The sequence below is a fragment of the Aurantimonas sp. genome (assembly GCF_964217435.1).
In the GTDB taxonomy this organism is placed as follows: Bacteria; Pseudomonadota; Alphaproteobacteria; order Rhizobiales; family Rhizobiaceae; genus Aurantimonas; species Aurantimonas coralicida.
On the sequence record NZ_CAXPJM010000054.1, the window covers coordinates 20,468 to 37,001 of the forward strand.

Below are 16,534 nucleotides of genomic sequence, written 5' to 3' on the forward strand. Positions count from 1 at the left end.
GGGCTTCTCCAATTGCAGGGGTCGGCAAGGAAAAGGTACCCGTGACAAGGCCGTTCCGCGGCTGCGGCGAAGCGTCCGGATCGGCTGCCGTGCCGGGACGGGCGCCCGGCACGGAGTTTTGGCCGCGCCCTAGAGGGCGAGTTGCAGATGCGGCCGGCCGTCCGAGGTCTTCTCAGTCGTTGCGCCGGTCGCATCCACGGTGACGGTCACCCGGCGCCGGAACGCCGAGAAACTGTCGAAGGCGACCACGTCCACCGGCGTGTCGAACTGGATCGAGGCCCGGTAGCGCCCGCTCTTGGACAAAGCGTGCAGCGCGACGAGTTCGCCGGTGAAGTCGTGGCCGAGATAGCGGCCGGCCACCGTCGAGCCGATGGTCAGATCGGCGACGGAGCGGCCGCGTGCGGCCAGCGCATTCAGCGTGTTCCAGTCGCGCACACCGTGCTGGCGCGCGACCAGTTCCAGGGCGGCGCTGTGGGTGAGGTCGTGTCCCGTATCGGCCAGTCCGGCGCGCAGGCGCCTGGCCTGGGCCTTGTAGTCGGTGGCGGTCGGGGTGTGGGGCATGCCGGTCATCTGCTGAACCTTTCGAGGTCGTCGCATGCGGCGTCTTGAAGTCGGGGCTCGCGATTGCCGTCAGGCCGCATGCCAACGTGAAATGGCGTCACGGATGATCGGAAAGGGAATTCACCACGGCTTTCGCCCGCGAGCGGCAGGCTCCCTCGGCCCGCAGCACAGATGGAGGGTCGCGGCCGCAACGTCAAGCGCGGCGATGCCGGCGGCCTCCGCGGGACGGGTCATGGTGGCGCGCGGCGGCCGGCGGCGTTACAGAAGCGGCAACGAAGGAAGAGGACGAAGCCATGCGCGCCCAGCCCAACGGATCCCATTACATTGACGGCGGCTATGTCGAGGACGAGAGCGGCGAAGCCTTCGCCAGCATCTATCCGGCCACCGGCGAGACCATCGCCGAACTGCATGCCGCCACCCCGGCCCTGATCGAGCGCGCCATCGCCGCGGCGCAGAAGGGGCAGGCCGTCTGGGCGGCGATGACCGGCGCCGAGCGCGGCCGCATCCTGCGCCGTGCCGCGGCGATCATGCGCGACCGCAACGAGGCGCTGTCGGAGCTGGAGACGCTCGACACCGGCAAGGCACTGTCCGAGACGCTGGTGGCGGACGCCGCCTCGGGCGCCGACGCGCTGGAATATTTCGGGGCGCTGGCCGCCGACATCACCGGCGACTACATCGATCTCGGCGGCTCCTTCGCCTATACGCGCCGCGAGCCCTTGGGCATCTGCGCCGGCATCGGCGCCTGGAACTACCCGATCCAGATCGCCTCATGGAAGGCCGCCCCGGCGCTGGCCTGCGGCAATGCGATGATCTTCAAGCCCTCTGAAGTGACGCCGCTGACGGCGCTGAAACTCGCCGAGATCCTGTCCGAAGCGGGCGTGCCGGCCGGCGTCTTCAACGTCGTGCAGGGCATGGGCCCGGTCGGCGCGGCGCTCGCCGGCCATCCGCAGATCGCCAAGGTGTCGGTCACCGGCTCGGTGCCGACCGGCGCGCGGGTGATGCAGGCGGCGTCGCAGACCACCAAGCACGTGACCCTGGAGCTGGGCGGCAAGTCGCCCATCGTCGTCTTTGCCGATGCCGATCTCGATGCGGCGGTCTCCGGCGCGATCCTCGGCAATTTCTACTCCACCGGCCAGATCTGCTCGAACGGCACCCGCGTCTTCGTCGAGCGCTCGGTGCGGGCTGCCTTCGTCGAGAAGCTGGTGGCGCGCACCAGGGCGATCACCCTCGGCGATCCGCTGCGGGTGACCACCGATCTCGGCCCGCTGGTCTCGCGCGCCCAGTACGAGAAGGTGCTCTCCTATCTGGAGATCGGCCGGCAGGAAGGCGCGACGGTTGCCTGCGGCGGCGGCAGCGCGAAGGTCGACGGCTTTCCCGAGGGCGTCTTCGTCGGGCCGACGGTCTTCACCGACGTCACCGACGACATGCGCATCGCCGGCGAGGAGATCTTCGGCCCGGTCATGTGCGTCCTCGATTTCGACGACGAGGAGGAGGCGATCGCCCGCGCCAATGCCAGCGAATTCGGCCTGGCGGCGGGCGTCTACACCCGCGACATCCAGCGCGGCCACCGCGTCGTGGCGAAATTGCAGGCCGGCACCTGCTGGATCAACGCCTACAATCTGACCCCGGTGGAAATGCCCTTCGGCGGCTTCAAGCGCTCCGGCATCGGCCGCGAGAACGGCCGCGCGGCGCTGGAGCATTACAGCCAGGTCAAGTCGGTCTATGTCGAGATGGGCACCAGCGAGGCGCCCTACTGACGGAACGGGCCGGTCACGGGACCGTCAGGGCGCAGGCGTTGACTTTCCCCCGCCGCCATTGTTCGGCTGTCTGCATGTGCGGCGAAGCAGCGAGAACCCGGTCCTGATGTCGACAAGTGCGGAGGAAGGCCGGGCCGTGCTCGTGGAACGCCTGCGCGCTGTCGCCGCGGGCGACCGCGGGGCCCTGCAGGCCGTCTATGATCTGACATCGGCGAAGCTTTTCGGCATCTGTCTGCGTATCTTGGGGGACCGCGAGGAAGCCGAGGACGTGTTGCAGGATGTGTATCTGATCATATGGCGCAAGGCCGAGAGCTTCGATGCGGGGCGGGCGAGCCCGATCACCTGGCTGGCGACGATCGCCCGCAACCGGTCGATCGACCGGCTGCGCCAGGTCGGCCCCCGCCGCGCCGACAAGCCGGTCGACGCCGCCCTGGATCTTGCCGACGGCACGCCCGACGCCTTCGAGCTGCTGCACCGCGCGCAGGAGGGGCAGCAGCTCGCCGCATGCCTGGACACGCTGGAGGAGCGCGCCCGCAGCGCGATCACCGCGGCCTTTTTCGGCGGCGCGACCTATGAAACGCTGGCCGGCCATGCCGGGGTGCCGCTCGGCACCATGAAGAGCCTGATCCGGCGCGGGCTGCAGAAACTGAAGGGATGCCTGTCGCAATGACCGCGGCGCAAGACCACGAACGGGACGATGCGGATCTGGCCGCCGAGTATGTGCTCGGCGTCCTGGATGGCGCGGAGCGTCGTGCGGTCGAGCGCCGGGCGGCGACGGATGCCGCCTTCGCGCGCGAGATCGACGCCTGGGCCGAGCGCCTCGGGCCCTTGGCGCAGACGGTGCCGGCGGTGGCGCCGCCCGCCAGCGTCTGGTCCCGCATTGCCGGTGAGATCGACTGGATGACGCGCCGTGCCGCGACCCCGGCGGTGCCGCGCGGCCGCAGGGTGTCGCCGATCTGGCAATGGCTGGGACTCGGCGGCATGGGGCTCGCCGTCACCAGCCTGGCCATGCTCATCCTGGTCGCCGGCCGCGACATCGCCGCGCCGCCCCAGGCGCCGGGCGGGACGCTGACCGCGACGCTCAGCGCCGATGACGGCACCCCGCTCCTGACGGTGGTGATCGATACCGGCACCGCTGAGGCGACGCTGATCCCCGTGGTCGCTGCGCAGGAGGCGGGCCGGGTGCCCGAGCTCTGGCTGGTACCGCCGGCCGGCGGTGCGCCGCGTTCGCTCGGCCTGATCGACATGACCCATCCCCTGCGGCTGGTTCTCAGCGATCCCGAATATGGCGCCACCGATGCCGCGCTCGCGGTGTCGATGGAGCCGGAGGGTGGTTCGCCCACCGGCCTGCCGACGGGTCCCGTGGTCGCCTCCGGCCCGCTGCATTCGATCTGATCGCCTGACGAAACAAACAGGCCGGCCGACCTCGCGAGAGATCGGCCGGCCTGTCTGCATGTGATCGGAAGCGTCTTGGATCGCCGGTTTCCCGGCTCGGTCAGTCGGTCCGGTGGCCGGGCACGCGCGAACGCGCCCGGCTATTGTTTCTCAGAACTCGTCCCAGCTGTCGGCGACCGGCTTCGGTGCCGCACCGCCGTCGATGGTCCGCAGCTGCGTGACGCCGCGCGACGGCGCCCCGTGGCGATGCGGCTGCGCCCGGCCTTCGCTGCGGCGCGCACCGGCATTGCCGGCACTGGTGCTGAACTTGGCCATGGCATGGGCCAGTTCGTCGGTCTCGTTGGCCAGCGTCTGGCTGGCCGCCGTCGCCTCTTCCACCATCGCGGCGTTCTGCTGGGTCACCTTGTCCATCTGGTCGGCGGCACCCGAGACTTCGCGCAGGCTCGTCGCCTGTTCGCGAGCCGAGGAGGCAATCGTCGAGATGAGTTCCGCCATGGCGCTGACCTCGGTGACGATCTCTTCCAGCGACTTGCCGGATGCGGTGACCAGCTCGACGCCGGTGCCGACCTGCTCGCGGGACGTGGCGATCAGGGTCTTGATCTCCTTGGCGGCTTCCGCCGAGCGCTGGGCGAGCCCGCGCACTTCCTGGGCGACGACGGCAAAGCCCTTGCCCGCCTCGCCGGCCCGTGCCGCCTCGACGCCGGCATTCAGCGCCAGGAGATTGGTCTGGAAGGCGATCTCGTCGATGACGGAAATGATCGAGTTGATCTTCTCCGAGGACTGCTCGATCTGGCCCATGGCCGCGACCGCCTTGCCGACGACCTCGCCGCCCTTCTGGGCCTTTTCGCGGGCACCGGACGCCACCTGCTGGGCCTTCCCGGCACCCTCGGCGGTCTCGTTGACGGCCTGGGTCACTTCGCCAAGGGCTGCGACGGTTTCCTCGAGGCTCGCCGCCTGCTGCTCGGTGCGATGCGCCAGATCGTTTGAGGCGGTGTTGATTTCGCCGAGACCGGTACGGATCGAGGCGATCGAGGTCACGACATGGCCGATGGCCTCTTCCAGCGAGGCGACGCTGGCGTTGAACTTGGCCCGGATCGGCTCGAATTCCTCGGCCACCCTGTCCTGCATGCGCACGGTCAGGTCACCGGCCGACAGGCGCTCGAAGCCCACTTCGACGACGCCGACAAAGGCCCGCAAATCCTCGGCCTTGGCATTGTCGAGGGCCGCCTGGCGCTTCTTGGCCTCTTCCTGGCTGATGCGGGTGGACTCGGCCTCCTCTTCCAGGCGTTCCTGGTCGATGGCGGTCTGCTTGAAGACCTGCACGGCGCGGGCCATGGCGCCGATCTCGTCGGCGCGCTCCTGGCCACGGACCTCGACCGAATGATCGCCGGTCGCCAGCGTGCCCATGGTCGCCGTCAGGCGCTGGATGGCACCGCCGAGGGAACGGGCGAACAGCATGAAGCCGAGAAGCGACAGGAGCGAGACGACCAGTGTGCCGACAATGGTGGACCAGAGCGCGGCGCTGCGGCCCGCGGCCATGGCGCTGACGTCGGAAGCAACTTCCAGGACGCCGATATTGGTGCCGGAATAGTTCGTCAGCGGGATCGCGGTGGCCGCGTAGCTGACATTGCCGACATCGGCGATCTTCTCCACCGTGGTGCCGCCATAAACGGTCTGCACTTCCGACAGGTCGAGCAGGCCTTCCGACGCCATGGTCGAAGCCTGGGTGACGAAGCCCTCGTCGGTGAAGATCTTGACGGTGAGTGCGGCGTTGCGGCTCTCGGCGAGGCGCGCGAAATACTGCTCGGTCAGCTTGGTGCCGATATCGACGATGCCGACGACGACGCCGTTGCGGATCACCGGAGCCGAGGCGAACATGCTGACGGCGGTGCGGCCCGGCTCGATGCCCGCCGTCATCTGACCGCCGGCGATCGCCGCTTCCACCATCTTGCGCCGACCGGCGAGCTTGTCGCCGAACTTGCCGGGCTCGTGGATGCGCGCCACGACGGTAGTATCGGCCTGGCTGAAGGTGATCAGCTGCATCGCGCCCTTTTCGACGATCTCTTCGTAATTGCCGCCGTAGCGCGCCAGCAGCGCATCGCGGTCGTTCGCCATCACGAGGTCGGCGACGCCGGGATCGGCAGCCAGCGCCAGCGCCAGGGCCGAAGCGGCGCGCTTCTGCGCCTCGATGTCGGCCATGACGAAGGACAGGTCATTGGCCATCTCGGCATGGACATTGGCGTCGTTCATCACGGCCTGGCGATACCAGGCGAGGCCGCCGATCATGCAGCTGGCAAACAGGACGGCGGCAAACCCGTAGGCGGTAATGCGGATCCAGAGCGGTCGTGCGACCTCGGCCTTGGTCTTCATCGTCTCGAACTTCTTTCGCGGGTCTGACGCCTACCGGTAGTGTCGCGGCGTCGGGCAATGATCATCGGCACACAGGAATTTGATCAACAGCACTTAACAATGTGCGAACGCGCCGCAGTTGCTTTCGATTTGCCCCGAGCCTGACGCAAGATTGTGCGGCGGGCGCCGTTCGCGGTCTTTGTAAGCCGGTCATTCAGCCATGGCGCGGGGTCGGCCGATGCGGTAACGCTGCCCCGATGAGCAAGCTCTTTTCCGTCATCTTCCTGCTTTTGATGATCGCGCATCTGATCCGGCCCTTCGGCGTGCCGGGTCTGCGCAAGCGCGGCGATTTCTGGAAGCTGGCGCTTCTGGGCATCTTCGCCTTCATGGCGACGGTGCTGATCCGGCCGCAATAGTCGCGCCGCGCCGGCAGACCCCGGCGGACAAACGCGGCTGTCCCCACACGCCACCTTGACGGATGCCTCGGCGCGGTCGCAACGTCGCGCATGTATCGCGACGAAGGGGGTGGACCTTGCCGGACGATCAGCCGCTCAGCCTGCATGTGCCCGAGCCCGAGGTCCGGCCCGGCGGCACTCCCGATTTCAGCGGCGTGAAGATCGCCCGGGCGGGCACGGTGCGCCGCCCGCCGGTCGACGTCGATCCGGCCGAGATCCGCGATCTGGCCTATTCGATCATCCGCGTTCTCAACCGTTCCGGCGAGGCGGTCGGCGAATGGGCCGGCACGCTGAGCGACGAGGAGGTCCTGGCCGGGCTGAAGACGATGATGCGGGTGCGCGCCTTCGACCGCCGCATGCTGATGGCCCAGCGCCAGGGCAAGACCTCGTTCTACATGCAGTGCCTCGGCGAGGAGGCGATCGCCTGCGCCTTCCGCAAGGCGCTCGGCCCCGGCGACATGAACTTTCCGACCTATCGCCAGCAGGGGCTGCTGATCGCCGACGATTATCCGCTCGTCGACATGATGTGCCAGATCTATTCCAACCGCCGCGACCCGCTGAAGGGCCGCCAGCTGCCGATCATGTATTCGTCGAAGGAGCATGGCTTCTTCTCGATTTCCGGCAATCTGGCGACCCAGTTCGTGCAAGGGGTCGGCTGGGCGATGGCCTCGGCGATCAAGGGCGATCACCGCATCGCCGCGGCCTGGATCGGCGACGGCTCGACGGCCGAGAGCGACTTCCACTCGGCCATGGTCTTCGCCTCGACCTACAAGGCGCCGGTGGTCCTCAATATCGTCAACAACCAATGGGCCATCTCGACCTATCAGGGCATCGCCCGCGGCGGCTCGGGCACCTTTGCCGCGCGCGGCCTCGGCTTCGGCATTCCCTCGCTGCGGGTCGACGGCAACGACTATCTGGCCGTCCACGCGGCGTCCAAATGGGCCGTCGAGCGGGCCCGCCGCAATCTCGGCCCGACGCTGATCGAATGGGTTACCTACCGCGCCGCCGCCCATTCCACCTCCGACGATCCCTCCGCCTACCGCCCCAAGGAGGAGACCGACGCCTGGCCCCTCGGCGATCCGGTCAAGCGGCTGAAGAACCATCTGATCCTGAAGGAAGTCTGGAGCGAGGAGCGCCACGTCCAGGCCGAGGCCGAGATCGACGCCGAGATCCTCGCCGCCCAGCGCGAGGCCGAGACCCACGGCACGCTCCACACCGGCCCGCGCCCCTCGGTGCGCGACATGTTCGAGGGCGTCTACGAGGAGATGCCGCCGCATCTGCGCCGCCAGCGCCAGCAGGCGGGGTATTGACGATGCGCACGGCAGGGCGGAACGACCGAGCAGGCCCCGGCGGCGAACGCAGGAAAGGTTGCTGACGCCATGGCGCGCATGACCATGATCGAGGCGATCCGCGACGCCCATGCGGTGAAGATGGCGGAAGACGACAATGTCGTCGTCTTCGGTGAGGACGTCGGCTATTTCGGCGGCGTCTTTCGCTGCACTGCCGGGCTGCAGGAGCGCTTCGGCAGGAACCGCTGCTTCGACGCGCCGATCAACGAGAGCGGCATCGTCGGCACCGCCATCGGCATGGCCGCCTACGGGCTGCGGCCGGTCGTGGAAATGCAGTTCGCTGATTATGTCTATCCGGCCTACGACCAGATCGTCTCGGAGGCGGCCAGGCTGCGCTATCGCTCGGCCAGCGACTTCACCGCGCCGATGGTGGTGCGCATGCCGACCGGCGGCGGCATCTTCGGCGGCCAGACCCACTCCCAGTCGCCCGAGGCGCTGTTCACCCATGTCGCCGGCCTGAAGACGGTGGTGCCGTCCAACCCCTATGACGCCAAGGGCCTGCTGATCGCCGCCATCGAGGACAACGACCCGGTGATCTTCCTGGAGCCCAAGCGGCTCTATAACGGTCCCTTCGACGGCCATCACGACCGGCCGGTGACGCCCTGGTCGAAGCACCCGCTGGGCGAGGTGCCGGAGGGCCGCTACACCGTGCCGCTCGGCAAGGGCGTGGTGCGCCGCGAGGGCGCCGGGGTCACCGTTTTGGCCTATGGCACCATGGTGCATGTCGCCATCGCGGCGGCCGAGATGGTCGGCGTCGATGCCGAGATCCTCGACCTGCGCACTCTCGTGCCCCTCGATCTCGACCTGATCCGGCAATCGGTGGAAAAGACCGGTCGCTGCGTCGTCGTCCACGAGGCGACGCTGACCTCGGGCTTCGGCGCCGAGCTCTGCGCCCTCGTCGAGGAGAATTGCTTCTATCACCTCGAGGCGCCGATCCTCAGGGTCGCCGGCTGGGACACGCCCTATCCGCATGCCCAGGAATGGGACTATTTTCCCGGTCCGGCGCGGGTCGGGGCGGCTCTCAGACAGGTCATGGAGGGCTGATCATGGGCACCTACACGATCAAGCTGCCGGATGTGGGCGAGGGCGTCGCCGAGGCCGAACTCGTCGAATGGCACGTGAAGATCGGCGACGTGGTGCGCGAGGATGCGGTCCTCGCCGCCGTGATGACCGACAAGGCGACGGTCGACATTCCCTCGCCGGTGGACGGCACCGTCGCCTGGATGGGCGGCGAGATCGGCGAGACGCTGGCGGTCGGGTCGCCGCTGGTGAAGCTCACCGTCGACGGGGAGGGCGGCACCAACGAGCCCGACGAGAACCCCGACGAATTGGTCGCGACAAGCGATGACGCGCCGCGTTCGCCCTCGGCCGAACGGGCGCCGGGACCGGCCGACCGCAAGGCCGCGACCGGCGACGACGATGCCGCCAAGGCGCACGAGGCGTCCGCAGATAAGCCGGCAAAGCCGTTGGGCGGCGGTTCCTCTGGCGCGTCCCCAGCGACCCCGGCCCGGCCCAGGGCGCAACGGCCGGCGTCCACCTTGCCGGCGCGCAAGCCGGGCGAGCGTCCGCTGGCCTCGCCGGCCGTGCGGCGCCGGGCCATGGAGGCCGGCATCGATCTGCGCCGCGTCGCCGGCAGCGGTCCGGCGGGCCGGATCGGCCAGGACGATCTCGACGCCTATCTCGACGGCGGCGGCACCGAGCCTTCCGCGGGCGGCGGGCTGCAGGCCGACAGTTCGGTCACCGAGATCAAGGTGGTCGGCCTCAGGCGTCGCATCGCCGAGAAGATGGCGCTGGCCAAGAGCCGCATCGCCCACATCACCTATGTCGAGGAGATCGACGTCGAGGCGCTGGAGGAACTGCGCGCCGCGATGAACCGCGATCGCCGCGACGACCGGCCGAAACTGACCCTTCTGCCCTTCCTGATGCGGGCCATGGTCATCGCCATTCGCGAGCAGCCGGCGCTGAACGCGCTTTATGACGACGAGGCCAATGTCCTGCACCAGCATGGCGGCGTGCATATCGGCATCGCGGCCCAGACCGGGGCCGGGCTGGTCGTCCCGGTGGTCCGCCACGCCGAGGCGCGCGACCTGTGGAACTGCGCCGGCGAACTGGCCCGGCTCGGCGAGGCGGCGAAGTCCGGCACCGCCAAGCGCGAGGAGCTGTCCGGCTCGACCATCACCATCACCTCGCTCGGCGCCATGGGCGGCATCGTCACGACGCCGGTGATCAACCATCCGGAAGTCGCCATCGTCGGGGTCAACAAGATCGAGATGCGCCCGGTCTGGGACGGCACCCGCTTCGTGCCGCGCCGGCGGATGAATCTCTCCTCCAGCTTCGACCACCGGGTGATCGACGGCTGGGACGCCGCCCGCTTCGTCCAGCGCATCAAGGCACTTCTGGAAACCCCCGCGATGATCTTCGTCGAGGAGCGGCCATGACCGACATTTCCTGCCAGCTCCTGGTGATCGGCGCCGGCCCCGGCGGCTATGTCGCCGCCATTCGCGCCGGCCAGCTCGGCCTCGACACGGTGATCGTCGACGACCGCAAGCCGGGCGGCACCTGCCTGAATATCGGCTGCATCCCGTCCAAGGCGCTGATCCACGCCGCCGACGAATATTTCCTGCTGCGCGAGGCCGCCCGCGGCGCCGCGATCCCCGGCATCCGTGCGACCGAGCCCGGCCTCGACTGGAGCGAGGTCGTCGACTGGAAGGACGGTATCGTCAATCGCCTGAACAACGGCGTCACCGGCCTTCTGAAACGGGCCAAGGTCAAGCTCGTCTCCGGCCGGGCGCGCTTTCTCGACGGCAAGACGGTCGAGGTGACCGGCGAGACGGGCACCCAGCGCATCGCCGCCGAGAATGTCGTCATCGCCACCGGCTCGGTGCCGGTCGAACTGCCCTCGCTGCCCTTCGGCGGCAAGGTGATCTCCTCGGCCGAGGCGCTGAGTCTCGACGCGCCGCCGGAGCGCCTTGTGGTGGTCGGCGGCGGCTATATCGGCGTCGAGCTCGGCACCGCCTTCGCCAAGGCCGGCTCCAAGGTTACCATCGTCGAGGCGACGGCACAGATCCTCCCGCTCTACGATGCAGAGCTCGTCCGGCCGGTGCGGGCGCGGCTCGAGGCGCTCGGTGTCGAGATCCTGACCGAGGCGAAAGCCATGGGGCTGGCCGGCGAGGGGGGCGACCTCCTCGTGGAAGGCGCCGATGGCAGCGAGCGCCGGCTTGCCGCCGACCAGGTGCTCGTCACGGTCGGGCGCAGGCCGCTGACCGATGGCTGGGGCCGCGAGGAACTGGTGCTGGAGATGGACGGGCCCTTCCTGCGGGTCGACGAACAGCGCCGCACCGCCATGCGCGGCGTCTATGCCATCGGCGATGTCTGCGGCGAACCGATGCTGGCCCACAAGGCGATGGCCGAGGGCGAGATGGTCGCCGAGATCGTCGCCGGCGCGCGGCTCGCCTGGGACAAGCGCGCCATCCCGGCGATCTGCTTCACCGATCCGGAGATCGTCACCGTCGGCCTGTCGCCGCAGGAGGCGAAGCGGCAGGGCCATGAGACCAAGATCGGGCTCTTCCCCTTCCAGGCCAATGGCCGGGCGATGACCCTTGCCCGCGACGACGGCTTCGTGCGGGTGGTGGCGCGGGCCGACAATCACCTGGTGCTCGGCATCCAGGCCGTCGGCGCCGGCATCTCCGAATTGTCGGCCGCCTTTGCGCTGGCGCTGGAGATGGGCGCCTGCCTCGAAGACATCGCCGGGACCATCCACGCCCATCCGACTCAAGGGGAAGGATTCCAGGAGGCCGCCTTCAAGGCGCTCGGCCACGCCATCCACATCTGAGCCGGCCCGACGGGCGGTTGGAGGACTGTCCAAAAGAAAATGCTGAATTACAAACTATTCTTGGGATACAATAGCTGTGAGTTAGCCCATTTGACGGAACCAATCTCGCAAGCCTAAATGAAGTCTAAGCTCTTCATCTTCGGCGAGTGATTTGCAGTGTGCTATAGGTGCGCGGAGGGTATTCAATGTGGCTAGGATCCTCTCGACGGCGCGGAGATCGCGAAACATCTCCCCAAAAATTCCCCAGTTTACCTTGATGATCTCTCCGAGTTCTCCGAAATTTGTAAAATCAATTATGTCGCTAGAGCGAGGGGTGATGCCCGAAGAGATCTCTCGTTTGCGGCTTCCTTCAGCGTTTTTCTTCACATCTTCGGGCACAGCTATGCTCCACCACTCTTCCCCGTGCTGCTCATACAACCTTTGCGATATCATCTCTCGGATGCTGTTCTCGAGGCAATAAAATATTGCATAATTGGTGGACATTCGGGTTGCCTCAGATCGAAGTCGTTCCGTAAATTGAGGGTAATACGTTTGGTCAATTTTCTTTTCTGTATCTTTGCTGTGTCCAAGATCGACCGAATGAGACCGCTCAATCTGACGAATCTCAGCCTCAATTGTCAGATTGTTGAGGCCAAACAATTTTATTGAATCTTCGGATCTCATGTCAATTTTTCAGTAGATTTTCTTTAAGGGATTTGAATATTGCGTTGAATACATCAGGATCGGTTGTCTCAGGGAGATTCAGATTTATTGTATATCCGATCCTTAACTCGACATTATCCGGTTCATCCGAATTCACGGGTCTCTGATTATAACTAGAGATCCCATTTGTGGCAATCTCCGGGCCATTGTCGCGATGTGTATTATCCGATTGGTCAAATTCGAAATCAGCCAGATCTCTCATTGCAAGAAATGTACTGGCGACTGCCTGAGTTGTTCGCTCGTCTTTTGCGCTACCGGTTATTTCGACAATAAGATTCGTCAGCTTTTCGCGTGATAGGTCGTATGCGTACTCATTGCGATCAAATATCTCTTTGAATGCAATCCTCATTCCTTCGGCAACGGCGCCGGCTTGAGTCTCCGGATTGCGCAGTTGATCATACAGCCGCGTTGGTACACCATCTGAGCCGAGGAAATTCAGCCGTTTCAAGAGTGGTATAATAGCGCGTGCGCTGCCGCCGCTGTGGGACAGCTTCGTTTCTAGGAAGTCTTGTGTAAAACGCTCGGGGCGCCGTGCATTCTGGATTTTCTCGAAAATCTTTGGAATGAGACCAGGTGACAGCATGTAAGGGAGTTTATTGGCCACGGCACTATCTCTCGAGAAACATTATCAGTTCGATGATACACGCTTGACTGCGAAACTCTAGGCAAGGAAAGCCGCTGGACGACTGGTGGCGGTGCAACGCTGCTGACGCTTTTCTCGGTGGTGCGTCTTATTTGAATCGTCGCCCTCGCTCGTGTAGAGACCCGCCTTCGGGACGATAGCAGGCAAGGCCGGACATCATGGATCGCATTCGCATTCGCGGCGGCAACGAGCTCAACGGGACGATACCCATCTCGGGCGCCAAGAACGCGGCGTTGCCGCTGATGATCGCGTCGCTGCTCACAGACGACACGCTGACGCTGGAAAACGTGCCGCATCTCGCCGATGTCGAGCAGCTGATCCGCATTCTCGGCAATCACGGCGTCGACTATTCGGTGATCGGCAAGCGCTTCCGGCAGCAGCCGGGTCTCGGCCGCACCATTCATTTCGACGCGCGCAACATCGTCGACACCACCGCGCCCTACGAGCTCGTCTCCAAGATGCGGGCAAGCTTCTGGGTCATCGGCCCGCTTCTGGCGCGCATGCACAAGGCCAAGGTCTCGCTGCCGGGCGGTTGCGCCATCGGCACGCGACCGGTCGACCTGTTCATCGACGGCCTGCGGGCGCTCGGCGCGACCATCGACATCGATGCCGGCTATGCCGTTGCCGAGGCCAAGGGCGGCCTCGTCGGCGCACGCTATGTCTTCCCGAAGGTCTCGGTCGGCGCGACCCACGTGCTGATGATGGCCGCAACGCTCGCCAAGGGCCAGACGGTTCTGGAGAACGCGGCGCGCGAGCCGGAAGTCGTCGACCTCGCCACCTGCCTTTCGGCCATGGGCGCCAGGATCGAGGGCGCCGGCACCGGCACCATCACCATCGAGGGCGTGCCGGCCCTGTCGGGCGCGCGCCACCGGGTGCTGCCCGACCGCATCGAGACCGGCACCTATGCCATGGCCGTTGCGATGACCGGCGGCGACGTGACCCTGACCGGCACCAATGCCCAGCTCCTGCAGACCGCACTCGGCAGCCTGAAGGGCGCCGGCGTCACCGTCGATCCGGTCGAGGACGGCATACGGGTCTATCGCAATGGCGGCGGCATCGCGCCGGTCGACGTCGTCACCGACCCCTATCCGGGCTTCCCGACGGATCTGCAGGCGCAGATGATGGCGCTGATGACCCGCGCCGAGGGCACCTCGCACATCACCGAGACGATCTTCGAGAACCGCTTCATGCATGTGCAGGAGCTGGTCCGCCTCGGCGCCCGGATCACCCTGTCCGGACAGGTCGCGACGATCGAGGGCGTCAATCGCCTCGTCGGCGCGCCGGTCATGGCGACCGATCTGCGCGCCTCCGTGTCGCTGGTGATCGCCGGCCTCGTCGCCGAGGGCGAGACGACGATCAACCGCGTCTATCATCTGGATCGCGGCTTCGAGCGGCTGGAAGAAAAGCTGAGCGCCTGCGGCGCCGACATCGAACGCGTCTCGGCCGGTTGAGGATCGGGGGGCGGGCGAGGGTCGATCCGACGCCGTCGGCGCGCCCCTTGGCGGCCGTCCTCGACCGGCGCATATTGCTTTTTTTCGCGTTTGCCCCGATCTAAGGCACCGATCCCCATTCCGTCGCCGCGTCAGTGCGGCGGTTCGTCTCGTCGCGAAGCCTGACGCTTCGCGCCCTCACACACGATCAAGGCACGACATCATATGGCAAAAGAAGAAGTTCTCGAGTTTCCGGGCACGGTGACAGAGCTGTTACCCAACGCGACCTTCCGGATCAAACTCGAGAACGAGCACGAGATCATCGCCCATACGGCGGGCCGTATGCGCAAGAACCGCATCCGCGTCCTGACCGGCGACAAGGTGCTCGTCGAGATGACGCCCTACGACCTGACCAAGGGTCGCATCACCTACCGCTTCAAGTAAGTCGGCAAGGGCATGAGTACCAAAGCGGCGCGCCCCGTGCTCGTTCTCGCCTCGGGTTCGCCCCGGCGGCTGGAACTGCTTGCACAGGCCGGTATCGAGCCGGACCGCCTGCTGCCGGCCGACATGGACGAGTCGCCGCTGCGCAACGAGCATCCGCGTTCGCTGGCGAAGCGCCTGGCCAAGGCGAAGGCCGAACTGGCGGTGCGCGCCTTGCGCGAACTCGACGTGCCCGGTCCGCGCTTCGTGCTGGCGGCCGATACGGTGGTGTCGGTGGGCCGGCAGATCATGCCCAAGGCCGAGCTGGCCGACGACGCGATCGCCAATCTGCGCACCCTGTCGGGGCGCACGCACCGCGTCTATACCGGCGTCGCGCTGGTCGGCCCGAGCGGCTCGCTGCGCCAGCGCCTGATCGAGACGCGCGTCCGCTTCAAGCGCCTGTCGCGCGAGGATATCGATTGCTACATCGCCTCGGATGAATGGCGCGGCAAGGCCGGTGGCTATGCCATCCAGGGTCTGGCCGGCAGCTTCGTCGTGCGCCTGATCGGCTCCTACACCAGCGTCGTCGGCCTGCCGCTCTACGAGACGCTCGCGCTGCTCGCCGGCGAAGGCTACGACATCCACAACCGGTGGAAGGCCGCAGCGGGCCAGACGGAAACGGCATGAACGCGATCGGTGCGAAGGTGACGCCGCTTCGTCCCAAGCGGCAATGCCCCGAATGCGGCAATCCGTCGGACCGGGCGAGCTATCCGTTCTGCTCGCCGCGCTGCAAGGCGATCGACCTCAATCGCTGGCTGAGCGGCAGCTACGTCATTCCCGGGACCGAGGAAGAGCCCTCGGCGCCGGACACCGGCGAAGAGAACTGACGGCGGCGCGCGTCGTTGTGACGATGGCCGAAGCCAGACGGAACGGGCCGCCGATCTCTAGTCCTTGACCGACCCCACCAGCACGGCATTGCCGTCCTCGACGCGGTTCCAGCGGCCGGGATCGGCGACGCTCTGGCGCTTCAGGAAGCGGTAGGGCGTGTCGCGCCAGGCCACGACCCGGCGATCGAGATTGTCGAGGATGAACTCGCCGCGCTGGGTCCTGAGCGTCAGGATGGCGTGGCCCTCGCCATCGCGCTTGCGCACGACGGTGAGGAGCAGATTGCCCAGATCGATCCCCGTGCGCTCGTGCAGGATCTTGCGCTTCAACAGGGCGTAGTCCTCGCAGTCGCCCTCGTTGCTCTCCGGGGGATAGGTCCAGCGCTCCTCGACACCGTAGAGCTCGTTATCCGACTTGGCGGTGATGCGGCGGTTGATCTCGGCATTGGTCTCGGCTACGGCGCTGATCAGCTCGGGGGTCAGCTTGACCGGCTCGACGGTCTGGCCGGCCACGCGGTCGCTGGCGGGTCGGCATTCGTCGGGATGGGTATGGCAGAACAGCCGGTGTCCGACCGGCGGCGTCGTGGTGACCCCGACCACCATGAACGGCCCGCGTGCTTCCGCCATGACCGATCCGGTCTGTACTGTCAGGCAAAGCAGTATCGTGGCGCCAATTGCGCGTATAGACCCCATCCGTACCCCGCTCGGACGAACAACCCTCTCTGGTCTTGATGGTGTTGGGGATGCGGAAAACTGT

General features: G+C 66.6%; 17 protein-coding genes. 12 read left to right on the top strand and 5 right to left on the bottom strand.

The genetic code is table 11. The annotated features are described in order from the left end of the window. Positions 1-129 precede the first annotated feature (129 nt). On the bottom strand, positions 130-561 hold the full coding sequence (locus ACEQX1_RS18260) for a glyoxalase superfamily protein (RefSeq protein ID WP_370192283.1): 432 nt from the start codon (positions 559-561) through the stop codon (positions 130-132). A 293-nt stretch (positions 562-854) separates the two neighbouring features. On the opposite strand from ACEQX1_RS18260, the gene betB reads away from it, so the two are divergent. The 3 genes from betB to ACEQX1_RS18275 all read left to right on the top strand — a co-directional run bounded on the left by betB (position 855) and on the right by ACEQX1_RS18275 (position 3,713). Beyond that, positions 855-2,318, top strand: coding sequence for a betaine-aldehyde dehydrogenase (betB, locus tag ACEQX1_RS18265; protein WP_370197297.1), 1,464 nt, complete (start codon positions 855-857; stop codon positions 2,316-2,318). A 136-nt stretch (positions 2,319-2,454) separates the two neighbouring features. Continuing rightward, on the top strand, positions 2,455-2,988 hold the full coding sequence (locus ACEQX1_RS18270) for a sigma-70 family RNA polymerase sigma factor (protein WP_228239495.1): 534 nt from the start codon (positions 2,455-2,457) through the stop codon (positions 2,986-2,988). Next, a complete protein-coding gene (locus tag ACEQX1_RS18275; protein WP_370197299.1) occupies positions 2,985-3,713 on the top strand; it encodes an anti-sigma factor domain-containing protein in 729 nt (242 codons plus the stop codon). The genes ACEQX1_RS18270 and ACEQX1_RS18275 overlap by 4 nt, the downstream gene beginning before the upstream one ends. A gap of 150 nt (positions 3,714-3,863) precedes the next feature. On the opposite strand, the gene ACEQX1_RS18280 is transcribed toward ACEQX1_RS18275, so the two are convergent. Continuing rightward, positions 3,864-6,083: a methyl-accepting chemotaxis protein gene (locus ACEQX1_RS18280; RefSeq protein WP_370197302.1), complete on the bottom strand. Its 2,220-nt coding sequence runs from the start codon at positions 6,081-6,083 to the stop codon at positions 3,864-3,866. Between the two features lie 236 nt (positions 6,084-6,319). Here ACEQX1_RS18280 and ACEQX1_RS18285 point away from each other — a divergent pair, with 236 nt between their 5' ends. The 5 genes from ACEQX1_RS18285 to lpdA all read left to right on the top strand — a co-directional run bounded on the left by ACEQX1_RS18285 (position 6,320) and on the right by lpdA (position 11,698). Continuing rightward, positions 6,320-6,478 carry a hypothetical protein gene (locus tag ACEQX1_RS18285; RefSeq protein WP_169513616.1) on the top strand — a complete coding sequence of 53 codons (159 nt, stop codon included), beginning with the start codon at positions 6,320-6,322 and terminating at the stop codon, positions 6,476-6,478. Positions 6,479-6,540: 62 nt separating this feature from the next. Beyond that, positions 6,541-7,827, top strand: coding sequence for a 3-methyl-2-oxobutanoate dehydrogenase (2-methylpropanoyl-transferring) subunit alpha (locus ACEQX1_RS18290; protein ID WP_370197304.1), 1,287 nt, complete (start codon positions 6,541-6,543; stop codon positions 7,825-7,827). Between the two features lie 69 nt (positions 7,828-7,896). Further along, entirely contained in the window at positions 7,897-8,910 is a 1,014-nt protein-coding gene (locus ACEQX1_RS18295; RefSeq protein ID WP_370194511.1) for an alpha-ketoacid dehydrogenase subunit beta, read from the top strand. Between the two features lie 2 nt (positions 8,911-8,912). Continuing rightward, positions 8,913-10,304 (top strand): dihydrolipoamide acetyltransferase family protein, encoded by a 1,392-nt coding sequence (locus tag ACEQX1_RS18300; RefSeq protein WP_370197306.1) that lies wholly within the window; start codon positions 8,913-8,915, stop codon positions 10,302-10,304. After that, positions 10,301-11,698 carry a dihydrolipoyl dehydrogenase gene (gene lpdA / locus ACEQX1_RS18305; RefSeq protein ID WP_370197308.1) on the top strand — a complete coding sequence of 466 codons (1,398 nt, stop codon included), beginning with the start codon at positions 10,301-10,303 and terminating at the stop codon, positions 11,696-11,698. Before ACEQX1_RS18300 ends, lpdA begins: the two co-directional genes overlap by 4 nt. Before the next feature lie 81 nt (positions 11,699-11,779). On the opposite strand, the gene ACEQX1_RS18310 is transcribed toward lpdA, so the two are convergent. Together ACEQX1_RS18310 and ACEQX1_RS18315 are read right to left on the bottom strand one after the other, a co-directional pair. After that, a complete protein-coding gene (locus ACEQX1_RS18310; RefSeq protein WP_370194508.1) occupies positions 11,780-12,361 on the bottom strand; it encodes a Swt1 family HEPN domain-containing protein in 582 nt (193 codons plus the stop codon). 1 nt (position 12,362) lies between these two features. Beyond that, positions 12,363-13,004, bottom strand: a complete 642-nt coding sequence (locus ACEQX1_RS18315; RefSeq protein ID WP_370197310.1) for a DUF5343 domain-containing protein — start codon at positions 13,002-13,004, stop codon at positions 12,363-12,365. A gap of 197 nt (positions 13,005-13,201) precedes the next feature. On the opposite strand from ACEQX1_RS18315, the gene murA reads away from it, so the two are divergent. The 4 genes from murA (at position 13,202) to yacG (ending at position 15,780) form a co-directional block, all read left to right on the top strand. Beyond that, positions 13,202-14,494, top strand: coding sequence for a UDP-N-acetylglucosamine 1-carboxyvinyltransferase (gene murA, locus ACEQX1_RS18320; protein WP_187389869.1), 1,293 nt, complete (start codon positions 13,202-13,204; stop codon positions 14,492-14,494). A gap of 204 nt (positions 14,495-14,698) precedes the next feature. Then, on the top strand, positions 14,699-14,917 hold the full coding sequence (gene infA / locus ACEQX1_RS18325) for a translation initiation factor IF-1 (RefSeq protein ID WP_024349579.1): 219 nt from the start codon (positions 14,699-14,701) through the stop codon (positions 14,915-14,917). A gap of 12 nt (positions 14,918-14,929) precedes the next feature. Then, a complete protein-coding gene (locus ACEQX1_RS18330; RefSeq protein WP_029702811.1) occupies positions 14,930-15,580 on the top strand; it encodes a Maf-like protein in 651 nt (216 codons plus the stop codon). Next, the gene (gene yacG, locus ACEQX1_RS18335) at positions 15,577-15,780 is read left to right on the top strand and encodes a DNA gyrase inhibitor YacG (RefSeq protein ID WP_024349581.1); all 204 of its coding nucleotides are present in this window, start codon (positions 15,577-15,579) and stop codon (positions 15,778-15,780) included. The genes ACEQX1_RS18330 and yacG overlap by 4 nt, the downstream gene beginning before the upstream one ends. A 57-nt stretch (positions 15,781-15,837) precedes the next feature. On the opposite strand, the gene ACEQX1_RS18340 is transcribed toward yacG, so the two are convergent. Continuing rightward, complete coding sequence (locus ACEQX1_RS18340; protein ID WP_370196148.1) at positions 15,838-16,404, bottom strand: transglutaminase-like cysteine peptidase; 567 nt, start codon at positions 16,402-16,404, stop codon at positions 15,838-15,840. Between the last annotated feature and the right edge of the window lie 130 nt (positions 16,405-16,534).

Coding starts and splice junctions, on each gene's coding strand:
- ACEQX1_RS18260 (WP_370192283.1), bottom strand. CDS start 561: ATGCCCCACACCCCGACCGCCACCGACTACAAGGCCCAGGCCAGGCGC.
- betB (WP_370197297.1), top strand. CDS start 855: ATGCGCGCCCAGCCCAACGGATCCCATTACATTGACGGCGGCTATGTC.
- ACEQX1_RS18275 (WP_370197299.1), top strand. CDS start 2,985: ATGACCGCGGCGCAAGACCACGAACGGGACGATGCGGATCTGGCCGCC.
- ACEQX1_RS18280 (WP_370197302.1), bottom strand. CDS start 6,083: ATGAAGACCAAGGCCGAGGTCGCACGACCGCTCTGGATCCGCATTACC.
- ACEQX1_RS18285 (WP_169513616.1), top strand. CDS start 6,320: ATGAGCAAGCTCTTTTCCGTCATCTTCCTGCTTTTGATGATCGCGCAT.
- ACEQX1_RS18290 (WP_370197304.1), top strand. CDS start 6,541: ATGCCTCGGCGCGGTCGCAACGTCGCGCATGTATCGCGACGAAGGGGG.
- ACEQX1_RS18295 (WP_370194511.1), top strand. CDS start 7,897: ATGGCGCGCATGACCATGATCGAGGCGATCCGCGACGCCCATGCGGTG.
- ACEQX1_RS18300 (WP_370197306.1), top strand. CDS start 8,913: ATGGGCACCTACACGATCAAGCTGCCGGATGTGGGCGAGGGCGTCGCC.
- lpdA (WP_370197308.1), top strand. CDS start 10,301: ATGACCGACATTTCCTGCCAGCTCCTGGTGATCGGCGCCGGCCCCGGC.
- ACEQX1_RS18310 (WP_370194508.1), bottom strand. CDS start 12,361: ATGAGATCCGAAGATTCAATAAAATTGTTTGGCCTCAACAATCTGACA.
- murA (WP_187389869.1), top strand. CDS start 13,202: ATGGATCGCATTCGCATTCGCGGCGGCAACGAGCTCAACGGGACGATA.
- infA (WP_024349579.1), top strand. CDS start 14,699: ATGGCAAAAGAAGAAGTTCTCGAGTTTCCGGGCACGGTGACAGAGCTG.
- ACEQX1_RS18330 (WP_029702811.1), top strand. CDS start 14,930: ATGAGTACCAAAGCGGCGCGCCCCGTGCTCGTTCTCGCCTCGGGTTCG.
- yacG (WP_024349581.1), top strand. CDS start 15,577: ATGAACGCGATCGGTGCGAAGGTGACGCCGCTTCGTCCCAAGCGGCAA.
- ACEQX1_RS18340 (WP_370196148.1), bottom strand. CDS start 16,404: ATGGCGGAAGCACGCGGGCCGTTCATGGTGGTCGGGGTCACCACGACG.